General features: G+C 74.7%; 27 protein-coding genes. 15 read left to right on the top strand and 12 right to left on the bottom strand.

Translation table 11 applies throughout. The features are described from left to right. Window positions 1–283 precede the first annotated feature (283 nt). From IH00_RS0115920 to IH00_RS0115935, 4 genes are all read right to left on the bottom strand, one after another. Entirely contained in the window at window positions 284–466 is a 183-nt protein-coding gene (locus tag IH00_RS0115920) for a hypothetical protein (protein ID WP_052411413.1), read from the bottom strand. A 228-nt stretch (window positions 467–694) separates the two neighbouring features. Further along, a complete protein-coding gene (locus IH00_RS0115925; protein WP_031074010.1) occupies window positions 695–1,054 on the bottom strand; it encodes a VOC family protein in 360 nt (119 codons plus the stop codon). A 58-nt stretch (window positions 1,055–1,112) separates the two neighbouring features. Continuing rightward, window positions 1,113–1,919: a methyltransferase domain-containing protein gene (locus IH00_RS0115930; RefSeq protein ID WP_031074012.1), complete on the bottom strand. Its 807-nt coding sequence runs from the start codon at window positions 1,917–1,919 to the stop codon at window positions 1,113–1,115. Between the two features lie 76 nt (window positions 1,920–1,995). After that, a complete protein-coding gene (locus IH00_RS0115935) occupies window positions 1,996–2,499 on the bottom strand; it encodes a hemerythrin domain-containing protein (protein ID WP_052411414.1) in 504 nt (167 codons plus the stop codon). Window positions 2,500–2,570: 71 nt separating this feature from the next. Between IH00_RS0115935 and IH00_RS0115940 the strand changes: the two genes are divergently transcribed. The 3 genes from IH00_RS0115940 to IH00_RS0115950 are packed head-to-tail and all read left to right on the top strand — an operon-like array spanning window position 2,571 to window position 7,076. Continuing rightward, window positions 2,571–3,791: an SDR family oxidoreductase gene (locus IH00_RS0115940; RefSeq protein WP_063835379.1), complete on the top strand. Its 1,221-nt coding sequence runs from the start codon at window positions 2,571–2,573 to the stop codon at window positions 3,789–3,791. A 14-nt stretch (window positions 3,792–3,805) separates the two neighbouring features. After that, window positions 3,806–5,224: an NAD(P)/FAD-dependent oxidoreductase gene (locus tag IH00_RS0115945; RefSeq protein WP_052411415.1), complete on the top strand. Its 1,419-nt coding sequence runs from the start codon at window positions 3,806–3,808 to the stop codon at window positions 5,222–5,224. 1 nt (window position 5,225) lies between these two features. Further along, window positions 5,226–7,076 carry a transketolase gene (locus IH00_RS0115950; protein ID WP_031074023.1) on the top strand — a complete coding sequence of 617 codons (1,851 nt, stop codon included), beginning with the start codon at window positions 5,226–5,228 and terminating at the stop codon, window positions 7,074–7,076. 28 nt (window positions 7,077–7,104) lie between these two features. Here the strand turns inward: IH00_RS0115950 and IH00_RS0115955 are convergent, their stop codons facing one another. Further along, window positions 7,105–7,635, bottom strand: coding sequence for a GNAT family N-acetyltransferase (locus IH00_RS0115955; RefSeq protein ID WP_031074025.1), 531 nt, complete (start codon window positions 7,633–7,635; stop codon window positions 7,105–7,107). Window positions 7,636–7,682: 47 nt separating this feature from the next. Between IH00_RS0115955 and ligD the strand changes: the two genes are divergently transcribed. The 9 genes from ligD to IH00_RS0116000 all read left to right on the top strand — a co-directional run bounded on the left by ligD (window position 7,683) and on the right by IH00_RS0116000 (window position 12,209). Beyond that, entirely contained in the window at window positions 7,683–8,627 is a 945-nt protein-coding gene (gene ligD, locus IH00_RS0115960; RefSeq protein ID WP_031074027.1) for a non-homologous end-joining DNA ligase, read from the top strand. Then, on the top strand, window positions 8,624–8,959 hold the full coding sequence (locus tag IH00_RS0115965; RefSeq protein WP_420710880.1) for a gas vesicle protein GvpO: 336 nt from the start codon (window positions 8,624–8,626) through the stop codon (window positions 8,957–8,959). Before ligD ends, IH00_RS0115965 begins: the two co-directional genes overlap by 4 nt. An 81-nt stretch (window positions 8,960–9,040) precedes the next feature. Further along, window positions 9,041–9,451 (top strand): gas vesicle structural protein GvpA, encoded by a 411-nt coding sequence (locus tag IH00_RS0115970; RefSeq protein ID WP_031074031.1) that lies wholly within the window; start codon window positions 9,041–9,043, stop codon window positions 9,449–9,451. Continuing rightward, window positions 9,448–10,164 carry a GvpL/GvpF family gas vesicle protein gene (locus tag IH00_RS0115975; protein ID WP_031074032.1) on the top strand — a complete coding sequence of 239 codons (717 nt, stop codon included), beginning with the start codon at window positions 9,448–9,450 and terminating at the stop codon, window positions 10,162–10,164. Before IH00_RS0115970 ends, IH00_RS0115975 begins: the two co-directional genes overlap by 4 nt. 18 nt (window positions 10,165–10,182) lie before the next feature. After that, complete coding sequence (locus IH00_RS0115980) at window positions 10,183–10,419, top strand: gas vesicle protein GvpG (protein WP_031074034.1); 237 nt, start codon at window positions 10,183–10,185, stop codon at window positions 10,417–10,419. Continuing rightward, on the top strand, window positions 10,416–10,742 hold the full coding sequence (locus IH00_RS0115985) for a gas vesicle protein (protein WP_031074036.1): 327 nt from the start codon (window positions 10,416–10,418) through the stop codon (window positions 10,740–10,742). Before IH00_RS0115980 ends, IH00_RS0115985 begins: the two co-directional genes overlap by 4 nt. Next, a complete protein-coding gene (locus IH00_RS0115990) occupies window positions 10,739–11,533 on the top strand; it encodes a GvpL/GvpF family gas vesicle protein (RefSeq protein WP_031074038.1) in 795 nt (264 codons plus the stop codon). Before IH00_RS0115985 ends, IH00_RS0115990 begins: the two co-directional genes overlap by 4 nt. Further along, window positions 11,530–11,727, top strand: coding sequence for a gas vesicle protein (locus IH00_RS0115995; RefSeq protein ID WP_031074043.1), 198 nt, complete (start codon window positions 11,530–11,532; stop codon window positions 11,725–11,727). The genes IH00_RS0115990 and IH00_RS0115995 overlap by 4 nt, the downstream gene beginning before the upstream one ends. Window positions 11,728–11,954: 227 nt before the next feature. Next, window positions 11,955–12,209 (top strand): gas vesicle protein K, encoded by a 255-nt coding sequence (locus IH00_RS0116000; RefSeq protein WP_031074044.1) that lies wholly within the window; start codon window positions 11,955–11,957, stop codon window positions 12,207–12,209. Window positions 12,210–12,386: 177 nt separating this feature from the next. Here the strand turns inward: IH00_RS0116000 and IH00_RS45430 are convergent, their stop codons facing one another. After that, window positions 12,387–12,602, bottom strand: a complete 216-nt coding sequence (locus tag IH00_RS45430) for a helix-turn-helix domain-containing protein (RefSeq protein WP_031074046.1) — start codon at window positions 12,600–12,602, stop codon at window positions 12,387–12,389. 123 nt (window positions 12,603–12,725) lie between these two features. Between IH00_RS45430 and IH00_RS0116010 the strand changes: the two genes are divergently transcribed. After that, on the top strand, window positions 12,726–13,532 hold the full coding sequence (locus IH00_RS0116010) for a hypothetical protein (RefSeq protein WP_031074048.1): 807 nt from the start codon (window positions 12,726–12,728) through the stop codon (window positions 13,530–13,532). A 135-nt stretch (window positions 13,533–13,667) separates the two neighbouring features. Beyond that, a complete protein-coding gene (locus IH00_RS0116015) occupies window positions 13,668–14,198 on the top strand; it encodes a DUF4232 domain-containing protein (RefSeq protein ID WP_031074050.1) in 531 nt (176 codons plus the stop codon). Between the two features lie 166 nt (window positions 14,199–14,364). Here the strand turns inward: IH00_RS0116015 and IH00_RS0116020 are convergent, their stop codons facing one another. From IH00_RS0116020 to IH00_RS0116045, 6 genes are all read right to left on the bottom strand, one after another. Then, on the bottom strand, window positions 14,365–15,870 hold the full coding sequence (locus tag IH00_RS0116020) for a bifunctional phosphatase PAP2/diacylglycerol kinase family protein (RefSeq protein ID WP_078887779.1): 1,506 nt from the start codon (window positions 15,868–15,870) through the stop codon (window positions 14,365–14,367). Window positions 15,871–15,971: 101 nt separating this feature from the next. Then, window positions 15,972–17,135: a baeRF2 domain-containing protein gene (locus tag IH00_RS0116025; RefSeq protein WP_031074053.1), complete on the bottom strand. Its 1,164-nt coding sequence runs from the start codon at window positions 17,133–17,135 to the stop codon at window positions 15,972–15,974. Between the two features lie 57 nt (window positions 17,136–17,192). Continuing rightward, on the bottom strand, window positions 17,193–17,765 hold the full coding sequence (locus IH00_RS0116030) for a TIGR03086 family metal-binding protein (protein ID WP_031074055.1): 573 nt from the start codon (window positions 17,763–17,765) through the stop codon (window positions 17,193–17,195). Between the two features lie 130 nt (window positions 17,766–17,895). After that, complete coding sequence (locus IH00_RS0116035; protein ID WP_031074057.1) at window positions 17,896–18,441, bottom strand: type 1 glutamine amidotransferase domain-containing protein; 546 nt, start codon at window positions 18,439–18,441, stop codon at window positions 17,896–17,898. Between the two features lie 51 nt (window positions 18,442–18,492). Then, window positions 18,493–18,921, bottom strand: a complete 429-nt coding sequence (locus IH00_RS0116040) for a CBS domain-containing protein (protein WP_031074059.1) — start codon at window positions 18,919–18,921, stop codon at window positions 18,493–18,495. Window positions 18,922–19,021: 100 nt separating this feature from the next. Then, entirely contained in the window at window positions 19,022–19,384 is a 363-nt protein-coding gene (locus IH00_RS0116045) for a DUF2795 domain-containing protein (RefSeq protein ID WP_031074061.1), read from the bottom strand. Between the two features lie 276 nt (window positions 19,385–19,660). Here IH00_RS0116045 and IH00_RS0116050 point away from each other — a divergent pair, with 276 nt between their 5' ends. Further along, complete coding sequence (locus tag IH00_RS0116050) at window positions 19,661–20,080, top strand: hypothetical protein (protein WP_031074063.1); 420 nt, start codon at window positions 19,661–19,663, stop codon at window positions 20,078–20,080. Window positions 20,081–20,405 lie beyond the last annotated feature (325 nt).

The following is a 20,405-nucleotide window of genomic DNA, read 5'->3' on the forward strand; positions in this document are numbered from 1 at the left end:
CGCTACTCGAGCGGAGGCCTAGGTGTATTGCCCAGTGAACCGTTCCGGGTTCGGTAGGGACTCGATCATTTGAGAGGATCGAGTCATGGCACGTCCTTCCCAGTACCCGCTTGAGCTGCGCCGTCGTGGAGATCTTCGTTCCGCTTCGTCAGTCTGCTGGGAGTACATGTTGCCGCGAACTGACCAGGCGCCGCCGCAGGACATCGCAAATATCAGGATGCGCGGAGAGGGGCGAACCCGGCCCGACCCCCCTGCAGCGCGGGGCGGTCAAAGGAGCGCGCGGTTATCCCCAGTCGCGTAGGTCCCGCTTCAGCTCGTTGAACCGTGCGGCCCTGCGAGGAGTCTGACTCGCGTCGGGTGTGCTGCCGAGCGCGAGGACGGGATCGGTGACCTGGTAGGTCACCCGGTAGGACAGAACGTCCAGGGCGGTCTCCAGCCACTCCTCCGCCCGGCGTGGGGGAGCCATGGGTCGCCTTCCACTCCCAGCGGGTCAGGTCAGGGTCGACGACCAGGTCCACGGTGAGGCCGAAGGTGTCGAAGCCGACCTCGGTCGGCAGGTGGGGTGCTCGAAGTTCACGTACCAGTTCTGCAGCTCCTCCGGCCGGGCCCCGCCGTACGCCGTCCCCGTTCCTTCCCGTCCGCGCCCGTTCCTTCCCGTCCGTGTTCGGCTGCGCCGACCGCCGGCGCCCCGGTGTTACGGGCGCCGGCGGTCGACGTACTCGAAGACCGACCCGTCCGGGTGGACGGCGATCAGGTTGCGCCCCACCGGCGTCGGCACCGGTCCCGCCAGGACCTGCGCGCCGACCTCGGTGAGCGTGGCGTGCGCGGTGTCCACGTCCTCCACCGCGATCGTCGCCGACACCTTGCGCAGCACCGCCAGCTCCGACTCGGGGCCGCTCATCAGCAGGAAGCAGCCCACGGCCGCCACCGACACACCGCCCCGCTCGAAGCGGAGCGCCCGGCTGCCGGTGAGCCGTTCGTAGAAGACCACGGACCGGTCCAGGGTCTCCAGGTCGTCGAGGCAGATGCGCAGGGTGGTCCCGAGGATCTCCATACGGGTGAGGGTAGTTGGCGGCGCCGGGCCGTGAGATCCGTTCGGCGGGTCCGGTGGATCACACCCGGCACAGCACCTCGCCGTGCGGCACCAGGAACCACCCGTCCTCCTCGCGGCCCCACGTGCGCCACCCCTCGGCGGCTGCGGCCAACTGCTCCGCGGAGGCGTACCCGCCCTCGACCGCGAGCCGCGCGTACACGGATTCGGTCGTACGCTCCGCCCAGAGGCCGCTCCACCACGCCCGCTCCTCCGGTGTGGTGAAGCACCAGGCCGCGGCGGTGGCGGTGATGTCGGTGAAGCCCGCCCGCCGGGCCCACGACACCAGCCTGCGGCCCGCGTCGGGCTCTCCGCCGTTGCCGCGCGCCACGCGGCGGTAGAGGCTCTGCCACGCGTCGAGGGCGGGGACGTCCGGGAACCAGGTGAACGCCCCGTAGTCGCTGTCCCTGGCCGCGACCACGCCGCCGGGGCGGCACACCCGCCGCATCTCGCGCAGGGCCCGCACCGGATCGCCCACGTGCTGGAGCACCTGGTGGGCGTGGACGACGTCGAAGGAGTCGTCGGGGAAGTCCAGCGCGTGGACGTCCGCGACCGCGAAGTCCACGTTCTCCAGACCGCGCCCGGCGGTCAGCGTCCGGGCCTGCTCCAGGACGTCGCCGGCGGTGTCCACCGCCGTCACGCGGCCGCCCGGGGCGACGAGCGCGGCCAGGTCCGCGGTGATGGTGCCGGGGCCGCACCCCACGTCCAACACGTCGAGGCCCGGCCGGAGTTCACCCAGCAGGTATCCCGCCGAGTTCGCGGCCGTACGCCAGCGGTGCGAGCGCAGGACCGACTCATGGTGCCCATGTGTGTACACAGCGTCCGTCATGCCGCCACGGTACGCCGGTGTATCGAGTGATGAGACCTGCGTCTTGGTATGTGGACCAGTCCGGTGGGGGTCGTGCTCAGGAGCGGCCGTCGCGCACCGCCGCCGGTGCCGTCCCCGGATGCGGCCGCGCGGGAGCCGCCGCCTGGACCGCCTTCACCGCCTTCGCCAGGTTCTCCAGCTGGGCACGCCCGGCGGCCACCCGCAGATGGGTGAACTCGTACCGCTCCTCGGCCTCGGCATGCGCCAGCACGTCCTGCCGCAGCCGTGCGAGCCGCTCCAGGAACGCGGGGGTACCGGTGTCCAGGTCCTCCAGCGCCCCTACCGCGCGCCGGGCGGCCTGCTCCTCCTCCAGTCGCTGCTCGACGACCGGCTCCCCGCCGTCGATGCGGCCGCGGGCGAAGGGATGGACGATCTCCTCCTCCGCCGCCTCGTGCGCAGCCAGGAGCCGGACGAGTTCACCGAAGCGCTCCGCGCGCTCAGGCCCCCGGCTCCCGGCCACATCGTCGAAGAGCCGGCGGATCCTGGCGTGTTGTTCCGTCAGGAACGCGACCACGTCCTGCGGGTCTCCCTCTCCGGGCATGCCTGGCTCCTCCCTCGGCGCTCCGGCGGCCCCGGGCGTTATCCGGCGGGCGGCCCGGGTACCCGCGGCCCATGAACGCGAACCTCCCGGACGCGGCGCGCACGGTCGTGATCACCGGTGCCGGCAGCGGGGTCGGGCGCGCCACCGCCCGCGCCTTCGCCGTGCGCGGTGACCGCGTGGCCCTGCTCGGGCGCGGCGAGCGGGGCCTGGCGGGCGCGGCCGAGGACGTGCGGGCGGCCGGCGGCACACCACTGGCCGTGCCCGTCGACGTCTCCGACCCGCGGGCGGTCGACGAGGCCGCCGAACGGATCGAGACGGAGCTCGGCCCGATCGACGTCTGGGTGAACAACGCGGCCGTCGGTCTCTTCGCACCGTTCACCGAGATCCGCGCCGACGAGTTCCGCCGCGTCACCGAGGTCACCTACCTCGGGTGCGTCAACGGCACCCGTGCCGCCCTGCGCCGCATGGTGCCGCGCGACCACGGCACCGTCGTCCAGGTCGGCTCGGCCCTCGCCTACCGGGGCGTGCCGCTGCAGTCCGCGTACAGCGGTGCGGTCCACGCCGTCCAGGGCTGGAACGAGTCCCTGCGCTGCGAGTTGCTGCACGCCGGCAGCAGGGTGCGCACCACCATGGTGCAGCTGCCGGCCGTCAACACCCCGCAGTTCGACTGGGCGCTCTCCCGCCTGCCGGGCCGCGCCCGCCCCCTCGGGCCTGTCTACCAGCCCGAGGTCGCCGCCCGTGCCGTCGTGCACGCCGCCGACCACCCGGGCCGCCGCGAGTACCGGGTCGGCGCCGCCACGGCCGCCGCGCTCGTCGTCAACGCGCTCGCGCCCGGCCTGTTCGACCGCTACCTCGCCCGCACCGGATTCCGCCGGCAGCAGGAGCCGGCGGAGATCGCCCCCGGCGGGGACGCTGCCGCGCCGCACGCCGACGAGCCCGCCCCCAGCAACCTGTGGGCGCCGGTGGACGGCGCCCTGGGCCGGGACTTCGGTGCCCACGGCCGGTTCGACGGCGAGTCCCGCGACCTGTACGCCGACACCGTGCTGCTGCGCCACCCGGCCGTGCTGGCCGCCGCCGTCGCCGGAGCGGCCGCAGCGGTGGCCGCCGTCACCCGCGCGGGCCGGCGGACGCCGACCGCCACCGGTACGGGCGGCGCCGGGGCCGGCGCCCGGGCGGGCGCGCGCGGGGGAGCGGTGTCGCGCGGCGGGCCCCGCCGCGTTTGGCCGGCGGGCACCAGGGCACCGGGAAGGTTCGTCCGATCCATCCGTTCTGCCCGCCTCACCCGGATATGACGCTGGAGGCCTTTGTGACCCCGTCCGTCAACCCGACGCCCACCGGCCCGCCCGCCGGAGCGGCCCTCCGCCGCCGGCCGCGCATCGTGATCGTCGGCGCCGGATTCGCCGGCTACCAGACGGCCCGCGGCCTGAGCCGGACCCTGCGCGGCCGCGCCGAGATCGTGCTGCTCAACCCCACCGACTACTTCCTGTACCTGCCGCTGCTGCCCCAGGTCGCCGCCGGCATCCTGGAGCCCCGCAGGGTCACCGTCTCCCTGCCCGGCACCCTGCGCCACGTTCGGCTCGTGCTGGGCGAGGCCGACCACGTCGACCTCGACGGGCGCAAGGTCCACTACACCGACCCCGAGGGCACCACCGGGGAGCTCGGGTACGACCGGCTCGTCCTCGCCGTCGGCAGCGTCAGCAAGCTCCTGCCGATCCCCGGCGTGGCCGAGCACGCCACCGGCTTCCGCGGCCTGCCCGAGGCGCTCTACCTGCGCGACCACATCACCCGGCAGATCGAGCTCGCCGCCGGCGCCAAGGACCCGGCCGAATGCACCTCGCGCTGCACCTTCGTGGTCGTCGGCGCAGGCTACACCGGGACGGAGGTCGCCGCCCACGGCAAGATGTTCACCGACGCGCTCGTCCGCAAGCACCCCGCCTGGCCCAGGGGCGCACGCCCCCGCTGGATGCTGCTCGACGTCGCCGACCGGGTCCTGCCCGGGCTGGACGAGCGGCTCTCCGGCACGGCCGACCAGGTGCTGCGCGGCCGCGGCGTCGAGGTGCGCATGGGCACCTCCGTGAAGGAGTCCACGCGGGACGGGGTCCTCCTCGACAACGGGGAGTTCGTCGAGACCCGCTCCCTCATCTGGTGCGTCGGCGTACGGCCCGACCCGCTCGTCTCCCAGCTGGGCCTGCCCGTGGAACGCGGCCGTCTGGTCGTCACGCCGGAGCTCGGTGTCCCCGGCCACCCCGACGTCTTCGCCTGCGGCGACGCCGCCGCCGTACCGGACCTGACCCGCCCCGGCGAGTACACCCCGATGACGGCGCAGCACGCGTCGAGGCAGGGAAAGACCGCCGCGCGGAACGTCGCCGCGTCCCTCGGCGTCGGCGAGGCCGCGCCATACCGGCACAGCGACATGGGCTTCGCCGTGGACCTCGGAGGGGTGAAGGCGGCCGCCAACCCGATGGGCGTCCCACTGTCCGGGCCCGTCGCCGGGGCCGTCACCCGCGGCTACCACCTGGCCGCCATGCCCGGCAACCGCGTACGGGTCGCGGCGGACTGGCTGCTGGACGCGGCGCTGCCCCGGCAGGCCGTGCAACTGGGCCTGGTCCGCTCCTGGCAGGTGCCGCTGGACACGGCCTCGCCCGAACTCGCCAAGAGCGCAGCCCGCGCGGGCGGCGGCCCGAACGATGACGGCGGCGCGAGCGGCACGAGCGGCAAGGAGTGACATGCACCACGAAGAACTGGCTTCGCTGGCCCAGCAGTTGAGGGTCGACGCGGTCCGCGCCTCCGCGGCTGCGGGCTCCGGCCACCCCACGTCCTCGATGTCCGCCGCGGAACTGGGGGCCGTCCTCCTCGCCCACCACCTCCGGTACGACTTCGACCGGCCCGAGCACCCCGCCAACGACCGGTTCGTGCTGTCCAAGGGGCACGCGACACCGCTGCTGTACGCCATGTACCGGGCGGCCGGCGCCATCGGCGACGACGAGCTCGCCGCCTACCGCACCCTCGACAGCCGCCTCGAGGGGCACCCCACGCCCCGGCTGCCCTGGGTCGACGTCGCCACCGGCTCGCTCGGGCAGGGGCTGCCCGTCGGCGTCGGCATGGCGCTCGCCGGCAAGCGGCTCGACCGGCTCCCGTACCGCGTGTACGTCCTGTCGGGCGACAGCGAGATGGCGGAGGGCTCGGTGTGGGAGGCCGTCGAGCACGCCGCGTACAACCACCTCGACAACCTCACCCTGATCGTGGACGTCAACCGGCTCGGGCAGCGCGGACCGACGCGTCACGAGCACGACCTGGGCGCCTACGCCCGGCGGCTGCACGCCTTCGGCTGGCACGTCGTCGAGGCCGACGGGCACGACGTCGAGGCCGTCGACCGCGCCTACGCCGAAGCGCGGTCGACCGTCCGGCAGCCCACCGCGATCCTCGCCGCCACCCGCAAAGGCCGCGGGGTCGCCGCAGTCGAGGACCTCGAAGGCTTCCACGGCAAGCCCCTGAAGGACGCCGAGGCCGCCGTCGCCGAGCTGGGCGGCCCCCGCTCCGGCCACGTGTCCGTGCAGCGTCCGCCGGACGTGGCGGCCCCCCGGCCCGCCCGGGGCGCCGCGGTCGAGCTGCCGCGCTACGACATCGGCGACGCGGTCGCCACCCGCACCGCCTACGGGCACGCCCTGGAAGCGCTCGGCTCGGCGCGCGGCGATGTGGTCGCCCTGGACGCCGAGGTCAGCGACTCGACCCGCACCGAGTTCTTCGCCAAGGCCCACCCCGACCGGTACTTCGAGTGCTACATCGCCGAGCAGCAGCTCGTGGCGGCGGCCGTCGGCATGCAGACCCGCGGCTACGTGCCGTACGCCTCGACGTTCGCCGCCTTCCTCACCCGCGCGCACGACTTCATCCGCATGGCCGCGGTGAGCCGCGCCGGGATCAACCTCATCGGGTCGCACGCCGGCGTCGCCATCGGCCAGGACGGCCCGTCGCAGATGGCGCTGGAGGACCTGGCCATGCTGCGCGCGGTCCACGGCAGCACCGTGCTGTACCCGTGCGACGCCAACCAGACGGCGAAGCTGGTGGCCGCCATGGCCGACCTGCCGGGGATCCGCTACCTGCGCACCTCGCGCGGCGACCTGCCCGTGATCTACGGGCCCGACGAGGAGTTCCCGGTCGGCGGCAGCAAGATCCTGCGCGGGGGCGGCGACGACGACAGGGTCACCCTCGTCGCGGCCGGCGTCACGGTCCACGAGGCGGTCGAGGCGGCCGACCTGCTCGCCGAGCACGGCATCCCGGTCCGGGTCGTCGACCTGTACTCGGTCAAGCCGGTCGACACCACCGCCCTGGAGGCCGCGGCGGCCGCGACCGGCTGCCTGGTCACGGTGGAGGACCACCACCCGGAGGGCGGCCTGGGCGACGCGGTCGCCGAGGCCTTCGCCGACGGCCGCCCCACCCCGCGGCTGGTCCGCCTCGGCGTGCGGAACATGCCGGGTTCGGCGAGCCCCGAGGAGCAGCTGCACGCCGCGGGCATCGACGCCGAGTCGATCGCCGCCGCGGTGAAGCTGATGGTCGAGGAGGGCGTGACCACTCCCTGACGCATGTGCGGACGGGCCGGGGGAGGGGTCAGTGGGCCCACTGCTCCCGGGTGAGCGCGTACTCCACGTCGCCCTCCTCCGAGCCCTCGATCACCTCAGGCCACTCCTCGAAGAAGGTGCGGACGAAGGTGAGCCCGCACTTGACCAGCACGCGGCGCGACGCCGTGTTGACCGTCATCGTCTGCGCCGTCACCCGCCGCACGCCCAGGGTGGTGAAGCCCTCGGCGATCAGGGCCCGCGCGCCCTCGGTCACGTAGCCCCGGCCCCAGGCGCGGCGGTGCAGGCGGTACCCCAGCTCCACGGTGTCCCAGCCGTCCGACAGCGGAGCGAGGCAGAACCAGCCGAGCCACTCGCCCGTGGCGCGGGACTCCGCCGCCCGGAAGCCCCGGCCCAGCAGGCGGGGCAGGGACACCGTACGGATCTCGTCGCGCGAGGCCGGCCGGCCGCCGTTGATGTACCGCATCACGTCGGGGTCGTCGTCGAGCGCCACCACCTCGTCCAGGTCCTGCTCGGTGAACGGGCGGAGCCTCAGCCGCGGCGTGTCCAGGACGTGGTTCATGGTCCCCATGGTCGTCTGCGCGCCCCGGCGGCGGGTAGTCGTTTCCGATGACCAGGAGCAGCACGCACAGTACCGGTACCCGCACCGTCCGCGCCGGGCGCAGGAGCGTGGAGATCCACCGCCCCGGCAAGGTCCTCTTCCCCGGTGACGGTCTCACCAAGGCCGACCTCGTCACGTACTACCGCTCGGTCGCGCCGTTCATGCTGCCGCACCTGCGCGGTCGGCCGCTGATGCTGGAGCGGCATCCCGACGGCATCGACGGGCCCCGCTTCATGCAGAAGGACACCCCGGACGACTTTCCCGGCTGGGTCCGCCGCGTGGAGGTGCCCAAGGAGGGCGGCACCGTCACCCACACCGTGTGCGACGACACCGCCACCCTCCTCCACCTCGCCGACCGGGCCGCCCTCACCCTGCACCGCTGGCAGTCCAGGGCCGACCGGCTCCACCTGCCCGACCGCATGGTCTTCGACCTCGACCCCGCCCCCGGGGACGGAACCCCCGAGGACGGCTTCCGCGCGGTACGCCGCGCCGCGCAGGCGCTGCGGGAGCTCCTCGACGCCGTCGGGCTGCCCTGCGTGGTGATGACCACCGGCTCCAGGGGCGTCCACGTCGTCGTCCCGCTCGCCGGGCGCGCCACCCACGACGACGTCCGTGCCTTCGCCCGCGACCTCGCCGAGACCCTCGCCGCGGCCCACCCGGACGAACTCACCACCGCCGCGCGGAAGCAGGCCCGCGGCGACCGCCTGTACCTCGACGTCCAGCGCAACGGCTACGCCCAGACCGCCGTCGCGCCCTGGTCCGTACGGGCCAGGCCGGGAGCACCGGTCGCCGCGCCGCTGACCTGGGAGCAGCTCGACGAGCCGGGCACGCACGCCCGCCGCTGGACCGTCCGCGACGCCCTCGAACAGGCCGGGACCCGGCCCTGGCAGGCCGACGCGGTGCGGCCCCGCTCCCTCGGCCCCGCCCGCCGGCGCCTGGACGCCCTGCGCTGAACGGGTGGGTGGGGGAACGGTTCCGGGCGCCCGGGTTTGCGGGCTCCAGGGGCGGCAACCCGCATGCAGTCATGGCCAATACATCCGAGACCCTGCGCCGCGCAAGCGAGCAACTCACCGAACTCACCGGCATGGAAGCGGAATCCGTGTCGTCATTCCAACGCACCGAGGACGGCTGGACGTTGACCGTCGAAGTCCTCGAACTGGCTCGTGTCCCCGACACGATGAGCCTGCTCGCCTCGTACGAGGTCCAAGTGGACCAGGAGGGCGAACTCGTCGGCTACCGGCGCGTACGCCGCTACGAGCGCGGCAGGGCCGACCGGTCCCGGTAGGGACCGGCACCACGTCCCGGAAACGGACCGCGGACGGTCCGGCCGGGACCACGACAGACCCCCTCAGGGAGGCACCAGACAATGACTGTTGCGGCACAGCAAGGCGGCGCCGTCGGCACCGGCGGCAGTGGTGGTACCAGCGGCCTGTACGACGTCCTCGAACTCGTCCTGGACCGCGGACTCGTCATCGACGCGTTCGTCCGCGTGTCCCTCGTCGGCATCGAGATCCTCAAGATCGACGTCCGTGTCGTCGTCGCCAGCGTCGACACCTACCTGCGCTTCGCCGAGGCGTGCAACCGCCTCGACCTGGAGGCCGGACCGCGCAAGAACCCCGGACTGCCCGACCTGGTCGGTGAGATGACCGAGTCCGGCGCGCGGGGCAAGACCAAGGGCGCCATCAGCGGCGCGGCCCAGTCGATATCCGACAGCCTCGGTGGCAGCCGCTCGTCGTCGTCGTCGCGCAAGAAGCAGGAGCAGGAGGAGGAGAAGTGAGCACGTACGTCTACGGGATCGTCCGCAGCTCACATCCCGATCTGCCGGAGAAGATGGGCGGCATCGGCGACCCCGCCCGCACGGTCCGCGTCCTCACCCACGGCGAACTCGCCGCGCTGGTGAGCGAGGCGCCCGAGGACCTCAAGCCCAAGCGGCGCGACCTGCTCGCGCACCAGAGCGTGCTCGCCGAGGCGGGCGCCGGCGGCCCGGTCCTGCCCATGCGGTTCGGCGGCGTCTCGCCCGACGACGACACGGTCGTCGCGGTGCTGCGCGAACGCGAGGACCACTACCTGGAGCGGCTCAAGGCCCTCGACAACAAGGTCGAGTACAACGTCAAGGCCACCCACGACGAAGAGTCCGTCCTGCACCAGGTGCTGGCCGACGACCCCGACCTGCGGGCGCTCAGCGAGGCCAACCGGGCCGCCGGCGGCGGCTCGTACGAGCAGAAGCTGGCCCTCGGCGAACGCGTCGTGGCGGCGGTCAAGCAGCGCGAGGCACGCGACGCCGTGACGGTGCAGCAGGCGCTGGAGGGCGCGGCGGTGGACGTCCGCCCCGGCCCGGAGAACAGCGGCTGGCTGGCGAACATCTCGTTCCTGGTGGACCGGGACGAGGCCGACGCCTTCGTCGCCGCCGTCGACAGGCTCGGCAAGGAGCACGGCCACCTCGTCCTCCAGGTCAACGGCCCGCTGCCGCCGTACAGCTTCGTGGAGTAAGGATCGGTGGAGTAGCCCATGGGCCTGCTGGGAGAACTGCTCCTGCTTCCCGCCGCCCCCTTGCGCGGCACCGCATGGGTGCTGCGCCAGGTGGTGCAGGAGGCCGAGCGGCAGTACTACGACCCGGCCGCCGTACAGCGCGAACTCGCCCGCCTCGCCGAACGGCTCGAGGCGGGCGAGATCGACGAGGCGGAATTCGACCGCCAGGAGGACGAGCTCCTCGCCCGCCTGGAGAAGGGCACGAGACAGACATGACCATCCCCGCCCCCGGCTCCGGCCGTCTGCCCTCCCCGTACGCGTCCGAGGGAAGCAGCGCCAACCTCGCGGACATCCTGGAGCGCGTCCTGGACAAGGGTGTCGTCATCGCCGGCGACATCAAGATCAACCTGCTCGACATCGAGCTGCTGACCATCAAGCTGCGGCTCGTCGTCGCGTCCGTGGACCGCGCCAAGGAGATGGGCATCGACTGGTGGGAGAGCGACCCGGCCCTCTCCTCGCGCGCCCGCCAGGGCCAGCTGGCCCGGGAGAACGAGGAACTGCAGCGCCGTATCGCCGAACTGGAGGAGCGGACGACATGACCATCCGTACACCGCAGCTGCGGTACGTCTACGCCGTGTGCCGGCCCTTCGACGGGATCCTGCCCGAGGGCGCGCACGGCATCGGCGGCGAACCGCCTCGGCTGCTGCGCCACGGCGACCTCGTCGCGGTCGTCGGCGCCGTCCCTGCCGGGGAGTTCGACGAAGCCCCGCTGCGGGCACGGCTGGAGGACCTCGACTGGCTGGCCGGCACCGCCCGCGCCCATGACGCCGTGATCGCGGCGCTCACCACGGTCACGTGCCCGCTGCCGCTGCGGCTGGCCACGGTCTGCCGGGACGACAGCGGGGTGCGACGGCTGCTGGAGGAGGGGCACGACCGGTTCGTACAGGCGCTGGAGCGGCTGGACGGCCGGGTGGAGTGGGGGGTGAAGGTGTACGCCGACCCCGAGCCGCAGCAGGCCCGGGAGCCCGCGGGCGCCGCCGCCCGGGCCTCGTCGGGGGGCGGTGGCCGCGACTACCTGCGCCGCCGACTCCAGGAGCGCCGCGGCCGCGAGGAGGGCCTCCAGCGCGCGGAGGACGTCTGCCGCAGGCTCCACGGCGCGCTCGCCGGGTACGCCGAGGCCGGCACGGTCCACCCGCCGCAGGACGCCCGGCTGTCCGGGGCCACCGGCGTCAACGTCCTCAACGCCGCCTACCTGGTGGACCGGGAACGCAGCGAGGGCTTCGTCGAACTCGTCGGCAGCCTCTCCGGGGAGCAGGAAGGCGTCCGCGTCGAACTCACCGGGCCCTGGGCGCCGTACTCCTTCGCCGGGAGCACGGAAGGAGGCGCATGACCGTCGAGCACCGCCGGGTCGCCCTGGTGGACCTGCTGGACCGGTTGCTGGCGGGCGGCGTCGTCATCAGCGGGGACCTCACGCTCAGCATCGCCGACGTCGACCTCGTGCGGGTCGACCTGAAGGCGCTCATCAGCTCGGTGAGCGCGGACGTGCCCTCGCCGTGGGGCCTCGGGGAGGTGGAACGCGTATGAGCGGCCCGTACCGCGGCGCACCGCATCCGGACGGGTCGCTCTTCGGCGGGACACCTCCGGGCGGGACGCATTCCGGCGGGACCCTCGCGGGTGAAGCGCTTCCGGACGGCGCGGGCCCGGACCCGGCCGGCACGGACACCGCGCACACCGGCGCGGTGTCCCCGGGCGCCGCCGCCCCCGGCGGGACGGATGCCGGCGGCGACGCCGACGGCCGTCCGCGGCGCCGGGTGGAACTCGATCCCGACACGGTGGAGCGCGACCTGGCCCGCCTGGTCCTGACCGTCATCGAGCTGCTGCGCCAGCTCATGGAGCGGCAGGCGCTGCGCCGCGTGGAGGGCGGCGACCTGTCCGAGGAGCAGGAGGAGCGCATCGGGACGACCCTGATGCTGCTGGAGGACCGCATGGAGATCCTCCGGACGCGGTTCGGACTGGAGCCGGAGGACCTCAACATCGACCTGGGGCCGCTCGGATCCCTGCTGTGAGCCTGCCCCGCGGCGCCCGCCCGGAGGCGCCGGGCATCACGCCCCCGCCCGGCGGCAGCACCGCCGCCACCGTCCAGCCGCCCTCGGCGGCCGGGGCCGCGTGGAGCTCGCCGCCCATCGCCCGGGCCCGCCCGGCGATCCCGGCCAGGCCGAAACCGCCGCCGCGCGCCTGCTCCGTCAGCCGCGGACGCCGGCCGTCGTCCGCGACCCGCAGCCGGCGGGTGGCGCGGGGGCCGGCTCCTGACCGGGCCGGCCCGCCTTCCCACGCCGCGCGGCGATCTCCACCCGGTTGCGGGCCTCCCGCGTGGTCCGCACGTTCGCCAGGTGCGTCCTCACCGTGGAGAGCGGGACGAAGAGCTCGGCGGCGATCTCCGCGCTGCGGGCATGCGACATGAACGGCCCGTCGTGCCGGTGCGGACAACCGCTTCCGCGGGGCGTAGGTGGACCGGGCGAACTTCGCGCGCGTCACGCACGCCGCCGTGCGGGACCGGAGCGAGCGGCAGATCATCTGGTTTCATGGCCACACGATCGGACATCCCTCTCATCTCCGGCGCCACCGTGCTGCTCACCGCGCTGTGCGCCGGGCTCCTGCTCACCGGATGCGCCCAGTCACCGTCCGCTCCCGCCGCCCGGGGCGCGGAGGCGAGGACCGCGCCGCCGCGCTCCTCGCCGTCGCCGGACGCGTCCTCACCGGCCCCCGGCCCGCCCGCCCTGGCGCCCAGCGCCCGCGCCGGTGACCTGCCCGGCCTCGGCCCGCTCACCCGGTCGCGGATCCCGGCCCGCACACGCCAGGCGCTCGTCGTCACCGGCGAAGGCCGCGACGCACCGCGCTCCACCGCCGTCCTGTACGAGCACGACCCTGCGCTCGGCTGGTACGCCGTCACCGGCCAGTGGCGGGCCCACAACGCCCTGCGCGGCTGGACCGACGACCACCGCGCGGGTGACCTGCGCACCCCTGTCGGCGTATTCCCGCTGGGTGACGCCGGGGGACGCCTGCCGGACCCGGGCACACGCCTCACCTACGACCAGGACGAGGAGTTCAACATGTCCGGCACCGGATTCCTCGGCGAACCGCTCGAAGGCTCCTTCGACCACGTCGTGGCCATCGACTACAACCGCACCCGCGGTGTCTCGCCCCTCGACAAGACGCGGCCGCTCGGCACCGAGATGGGCGGCGGCGTCTGGATCCACGTCGACCACGGCGGCCCCACCCGGGCCTGCATCTCCCTGCCGCTGGAGCGGATGCGGGAGCTGCTGCTCGCCCTCGACCCGGCCAAGGAGCCGGTGATCGTCATGGGGGACGCGGCAGCGCTGAAGCGCTGAGGCTCCGGCGGGCGGTGACCGGCCGGCTGCGGCTCGGCGACGGTGGCTGCCCGGCGGCGTGCTGCCGACATGAACATGGCGGCAGGGCGGCCGATAATGGACACGCCCCCTGCTCCCTCGCCGTGGAGGTGGCCCATGACCCGGCCCTCCCGTGCCCCGCGCGTGCGCACCTGCCTGGCCGTCCTGACGGCGTCGGCCGCCGTGCTGCTATCGGCCCCCGGCCCGGCCGCCGCGGTGCCCGCCCCCTGCCGCGGCGCCGCGCTCGCACTGTCCTGGGCACCCGGCGGCACGGCGGTACCCGGGGGGAGCGCGCCCGGCTCCCGGCGGACCGCCGTCGTGGAGGTGCGCAACAACGGCGCGGGGGAGTGCACGCTGCGCGGCTATCCCCTGGTGAGGCTCGCGCGGGGAGACATCGCGGAAACGCTCTTCGACCAGGTCGCGGTCGCGCCGGTCACGGTGTCCCTGGGGCGCGGCTCCACCGCGCGGCTGATCCTCACGTTCGTCGCGGCCCAGCGGGGCGGGGCCGGCGGGATCGATCCCGCGCGCGCGTCCATCACGCTGCCCGGCACCGCGGCGGTGAAGGAACTGCCCTGGCACTGGGGACCCGTCGCCCGGCCGGCCACCGGCACCCATCCCGGCAACCAGGTGAGCCCGGTGGTGCCATAGGGGAGGTGCCGCCGGGAGGGAGAGAACCGGGGAGAAGCCGGGCGTGAACCCGTAGGAGGAGCCCCCGGGACGGCGTCGTCCTGCCTTCCGCGCCGGCTCCCGAACCCGGCCGGCCCCGCCGGACGGACCGGCCGCCCGACCCGGCGAGGCGCTGCCCGCCGGCGCGTCAGGAACGGATCTGCGGCCGGTAGACGGTGAGCGCCTCGTCCTGCTTGTCGACGAGCAGGTCCGGCGGCGCCTGCGTCACTTCGCCGTCGTACGCCAGCACCGTGCCCGGTGACAGGCCCTCGATCCGCAGCCGCCGCAGCTTCACCGCCGCGTGCACCGGCGAACGGCTCAGCGGGCCCGCCAGGACCGCCGCCAGGAGGCGCAGCCCCGGCAGCCGCCCGCCGTGCACCACCCGCACGTCCAGCAGGCCGTCCGCCAGGTCGGCGCGACGGCCCGGGGTCGGGCCCATCCGCCGGTACATGCCGTTCCCGGCGAACAGCAGCCACAGCGGGCGCCGCCGGCCGTGCAGCTCCGCCTCCAGCGGGTGCTCGCCCCGCAGCACCTTCAGCGCCCCCAGCACGCCGGCCGGTACGCCGCCGATCCGCGGCGACCAGCGCTCCCGCAGCCGCACCAGCTCGGGGTACACGCCCAGGCTGAACGTGTTGAGGAAGTAGCCGTGGTCCGCGCCGTCGGGGCCGGGCGTGAAACGCCCGAGATCGACCCGCACGGCGTCGCCGTCCGCCACCGCGCGGCACGTGTCCTGGACCGACTCGACGCCCAGGTCGTACGCGAAGTGGTTGAGGGTGCCGCCCGGGAAGACCGCCAGCGGCACCCGGTGCCGGGCCGCCGCGACGGCCGCACGGTTGACCGTGCCGTCGCCGCCCACGACACCGAGGGCCCGGCACCGCCCCGCCGCCCGCTCCAGCTCCTCCTCGACCTCCTCCGCCGGGCACTCCACCACCTCGGCCCCCGGCAGCGCGTCCCGCACGAGGGCGGCCATGTCCGTCGCGGAACCCGACGCGAGGTTGACGACCACCACCACGTCCGTACCGTCCGGCAACGCCGGCGCGTCGGCGTGCGGCCGCCCCGGCGCCGGCAGCTGGGAGCGGGTGGGCACCAGGCCCCGCACGGCGAAGGCGGCGCCCACCCCCAGCGCCGCGCCCACCAGCACGTCGCTCGGATAGTGCGCCCCCGTGTACACGCGGGACAGCGCGACGGCGGCGGCGACCGGCACCACGGCTGCCCCCCAGCCGCGCGACTCCAGCAGGACGCCCGTCGCGAAGGCCGCCGCCGACGCCGAGTGCCCGGACGGGAACGACGTGGTGAACGGCTGCTTCTTCAGCCGCCGCACCACCGGAACCACGTCGAGCACGGGACGCGCGCGCCGCACCGACCGCTTGGCGACGGTGTTGATGGTGGCGGACGCCAGTGCCAGCGACGCCACCCCGCGGACCGCCGCCCTGCGCGAGCGGGCCCCGCGCCCGAGCGCCGCGATCCCGGCCGCCGTACCGAACCAGAGCAGCCCGTGGTTCGCGCTGCGGCTCAGCCGGGGGAGCAGCGGTTCGGCGCCCGGCCAGTGCCGGGTCGCCACGCGGTGGAAGACATCGCGGTCCCAGGCGCTGAGCAGTTCCGTGACCCGGGCACGGGCGGTGTCGGCGGGTTGCTCCCAGTAGACGTCGGACATGGCACGCGCCTACCCGCTCCGCCGCCCGGCACGCGCCCGCCCGGCCACGGCCCCGGCGGGGCGGGTCGCGGCGGGGCGCCGGGCGTGCCGGCCCCGCACGGTCAGGCGGGCTCCACCTCGCGCTCGCGTTCGCGTTCCTCGTACGGCCACCGCAGCAGCGCCCCGAGGCCGCCCACCGGGACCTCGTTCTCGAACTCCGGCCGCACCCGCAGCACGTCCGCGCCGGTCATCACCGCCGAGCGGATCAGCGCGTCGTCGGCACGCGCCGGCATCGGTTCCGTCTCGCCCAGGTACTGCGTCTCGTTGCGGCGCACGGCGATCTGGTCCGGCTCGGCGCCCACCCACACCTCACGGTGCGCGTCCGGGCCCTCCGTACGGATCAGCAGCTCGGCGATCCGGTGCTCGCGTGCCGCCTCCACCAGCGCGGGCACCCCCTCGGCCGCGCCCTCCGGACGGGCCCCGCCGCCGGAACGCGCGGCACGGAACCGGTCCAGCTCCGACGCGGCCATGCGCCGGAGGTGATCACGCCGGGCCGCCTCCACGTCCTGGTCCAGCAGCCGCCTGCTCGCGCCCGCGGCCCGTCCGCCGTGGTCGCTCTCCACGGCGAGCGCCCGCACGTCGGGGGCGAGCCGCTCGTGCACGGAACGCCGTTCGCGAGGGTCACCGGCCAGCACGATCAGATCGGCACCGGTCTCGTGCTCGCATGCGGCGAGCGCCTCGGCGATCTCGGCGGCGTTCTGCTCCCAGGTGTTCTCGACGCTCAGCTGGAAGTGCCGCTCGGACCAGTCGGCGGACGCGGTGCGGTGCACCGGCCAGGTGCGGCCCTCGACGCTTCCGGCCGGACGGCCGCCGAGCGGGGTGCGCAGCTCCAGGTCCGCGCCGGTGCGGTCGATGTACGCGACCAGGCAGACGGGCTCCTGTGCCGCCAGGTCCAGCAGCGGGCTCAGATGGGGCAGCGCCGACCAGGTGACCAGCGACGGAGCCTGCGGCCGTACGCCCAGCGGGGGATCGAGGACGACCTCGCCGTGCGCGGCGAACACCGCGCGGCCCGCCTCGCCCGGCGGCCGGGGCTCGTCCGTCAGCGCCTGGAACACGGCGCGCTCGGTCTCCGGATCGCAGCCCTGGGCCCGCAGCTCGCCGCACACCTCCTTGGCCTGCAGCGCACGCCGGTCCTTGGTGGACTCGTCGATCCGTGAGGTGTCCAGATAGACACTGGCCCAGGGGCCGGGACGGTCGAAGAGACTGGTGAGAAAAGCGAGTTGCATGGGTCCCTCCCGGAGGCCGGGTGTGGGTCACTTACAGGTACTCGGGGGCGGGCGCCCTCACGCCGCGCGGCCCACGAGAGCCAGCAGCCTGGTCTGCGGGTCGGCGTCGGCCGGCGGTGTGACCGGCGGCGCGAACAGGCCGCTGCGCGACAGGGCGGCCGCCTGCGGGGCGATGTCCCGGGTGGTGAAGCCGACGAGGGCCGCGGGCAGCCGCTCGTCGGCGCCGATCGCCCGCGACAGGTCCCAGGCGTGGATGACGGCGTCGTCGATCATCTGGTGGCAGTAGTCGGCGGCGGGCGTGTCGCCGTAGGAGAGGTGCACGGTGCGCTCCAGCGCACCCTCCTGCCGGAACGCCTCGACGGCGGCAGCGGCCGCCCGGTCCCACGCGCCGACCGGGTCGTCGCCGAGGACGTCCCCGTCGAAGCGGTCGCCGACGTCCTCGATCCGCAGGCCGTCCTGTACCAGCGGGACCACCCACAGCTGTTCCCCGGTGAGGTGGTTGACGAGATCACGCACGGACCACTCCGTGCACGGTGTCGGGTCGTCCCACTGGTCGTCCCGGACGGCGTGCACGCGCCGGCCGAAGAGTTCCACGGCCTCGGCGTGTCGTGCGGTCAGTGTGCCGGCCATACGTCGTCACCTCCGGGTCTCCCGGACGTACGTCGGGTGTCACGGCTCCGGATCGTCCCTCCGGCGGGGCGGCCCCCCGAAAGGCTCCTCGTCCGCCGCGCTGGACGAGGAGCCGGCCGGCGCGGGTGCGTCAGCCCCGCGAGACCTTGGCGAACACCTCGGTGAACGCCTCGCAGAACGCCTTGAGGTCGTCCGGCTTGCGGCTGGTGATCAGCGTGCTGGGCGCCGCCTCGCAGACCTTGACCTGCTCGTCCACCCACTCGCCGCCGGCGTTGCGGATGTCCGTCCTCAGGCTGGGCCACGAGGTGAGGGTCCGGCCGCGCACGACGTCCGCCTCCACCAGCGTCCACGGCCCGTGGCAGATCGATGCGACCGGCTTGCCCGCGTCGAAGAACGCGCGGACGAAGGCGACCGCCTGCTCGTCCATCCGCAGGAAGTCCGGGTTGGCGACCCCGCCCGGCAGGACGAGCGCGCCGTAGTCGGCCAGCGACGCGTCGGCGACGGTGTCGTCGACCGGGAACGTGTCCGCCTTGTCCAGGTGGTTGAAGGCCTGGATCTTCCCGGACCTGGTCGACAGCAGCCGTGGGGTGTCACCGGCGTCCGCGACCGCCTGCCACGGATCGGTCAGCTCCACCTGCTCGACGCCTTGCGGCGCCACGAGGAATGCGATCTGCACGATGTTCCGTTCCTTTCCTGCCAGTCCGGCCCTGCGCGGGGTCGCCGCCGGTCAGGCCGGCTCGGTGTTGGGCTCCGCCGCGCTGATGTCGGCGAGGACGGAGCCGGGGTCCATTGCCACCGCCACGTCCCCGATGCTGACCATGCCGAGCGGCCGCCCGTCCTCCACGACCGGCAGCCGCCGGATCGCATGGCGGCGCATCAGTTCCACGGCGGCCGCCACCTCGTCGTCCGGGGTGACGCACACCGGGTCGGGGGTGCAGACGGACTGGGCGTCGACGGTGAGCGGGTCGACACCGTCGGCGACCGCACGCACCGCGATGTCGCGGTCCGTGACCATGCCGATGATCCGGTCCCCGTCCGCGACGATCACGTCGCCGATGTCCTGGGACCGCATCAACTGCGCGGCCTCGACGAGGGACGCGCCCGGCCGCACGGCGGCGACGCCCGGCGTCATCACTTGCCTCACCAGCTGTGCCATCGTGTCCGTCCGCCTTCCCTGCCCTCGGTCCTTCCGGGGTGCGACCTCCGCCCGGAGTACCCGGGCGGAGGAGGGCCATGCCCTCCGGCCCCCGGTCCCGTCACGTCCGGTGCACGGCCACGGCCACGTCCTGGACGCTGTGGTACGTGGCGTCGCCCGGCAGCCCCGACACCAGCTCCGTCAGCGGATCCGGGGCGTGTCGTTCGCGCAGCACCCGGATGAGGTCGCCGCGGTGCGCCGGGAAAGGCGTGCGGGCGAGATGCCTGCCGAGTTCCAGGCGCAGCGCCTCGAACCGGTCGGAGGTGACCCGGCTCGACGGCACCTCGGGGTCGTCGTCGGCCTGCGGCTCCGGATCGTGCCACTCCTCCGTCCTGGTGGGGTGACCGGACCGGAGCAGCCCTTGCAGCTGGTGCTTCATCTCGTCGTCCCTGCGACGGCTGAGCCGGCCGCTCCCTCGCTCCATGGAACCCTCCATGCTCTGCGCGATCTGCTCTTCGGTCGCCCGGCGGGTACCCGACGGGGCGGACGCAAACCCGGCCGGAACCACGTCGGAACCCGGTCGGCTCCCGGCCGGATCCCCCGGCGCCCGGGCCGGCGGGTTTGGGTGCGGGGGCGCGGGGGACTCGCTGGTGCGGCCGAGCGGCCACGGGGTGCATGGGGTGGAACGGGTCTTCGGGCGCGGGCGGCGGTCCGCGTCCGAAGACCGTCCGGTCCGCGGCGCGGAAGGGAGAGCGGGGCGATGGGAGTGCTGACCGTACTGGTCCCCCTGCTGATGCCCCCGGCACTGCTCGGCGCCGTGCTGGCCCTGGGCCGGTACGAGGAGGCCGTGCTGCCACCCCCCGGGACCGGCCCCGTCCCGGATCCGGACGCTTTCGCGGCCGCCGCAGCGGCGGACCGTGCCCCTGCGAACGGTGCCGCACCCGTCCCGGCGGGCGTTGAGGCCCCCGCACCGGGGGGCCTTGCCCCTGGGAACGGGACCGGTCCCGCGGTCCTCGCGGCCGCCGCGCCCGCGCCTCCCGCCCCCGCCGTACCCGAGGCAACCGCCCCCGGCCCGGCTCCGGCCCCCGCGCACGCGGCCGGGCCGCGCCACGCCCGCGCCCGGCACCGCCGCCCGGGCCGGCCCGCGCTCCGCCGTTCCGCTCCCCTCGCCACGCGGTGACGTACGGCGGCCCCGCGACACCCGCCTGCGCGCCGGGGAGCGGCGGCCGCAGCCGAAGCCGGAGACCGTGTCACCACCCGTACGGCCGAACCGTCCCGCCGCCCCGGGCACCCCTGCCCCGCTGCGCCCGCACCTCCACGCGGGGCTCGCGAGGCCCCTCTCCGGGGTGCCGATCCGCCCCGACGCGAGGACAGTGGAATCAGTGCAACGACGCGTTTGCCGGGAAAGGCCCCGGGCATGCGCATCTCGTGCTTCGGACCGGAGGCACGTCCGTGGGAGCGGCCCGCCGCTCCGGGCGTGTCCGTGCCCGGAGAGAGGAAGGGAG

The organism is Streptomyces sp. NRRL S-118, assembly GCF_000716335.1.
GTDB lineage: Bacteria > Actinomycetota > Actinomycetes > Streptomycetales > Streptomycetaceae > Streptomyces.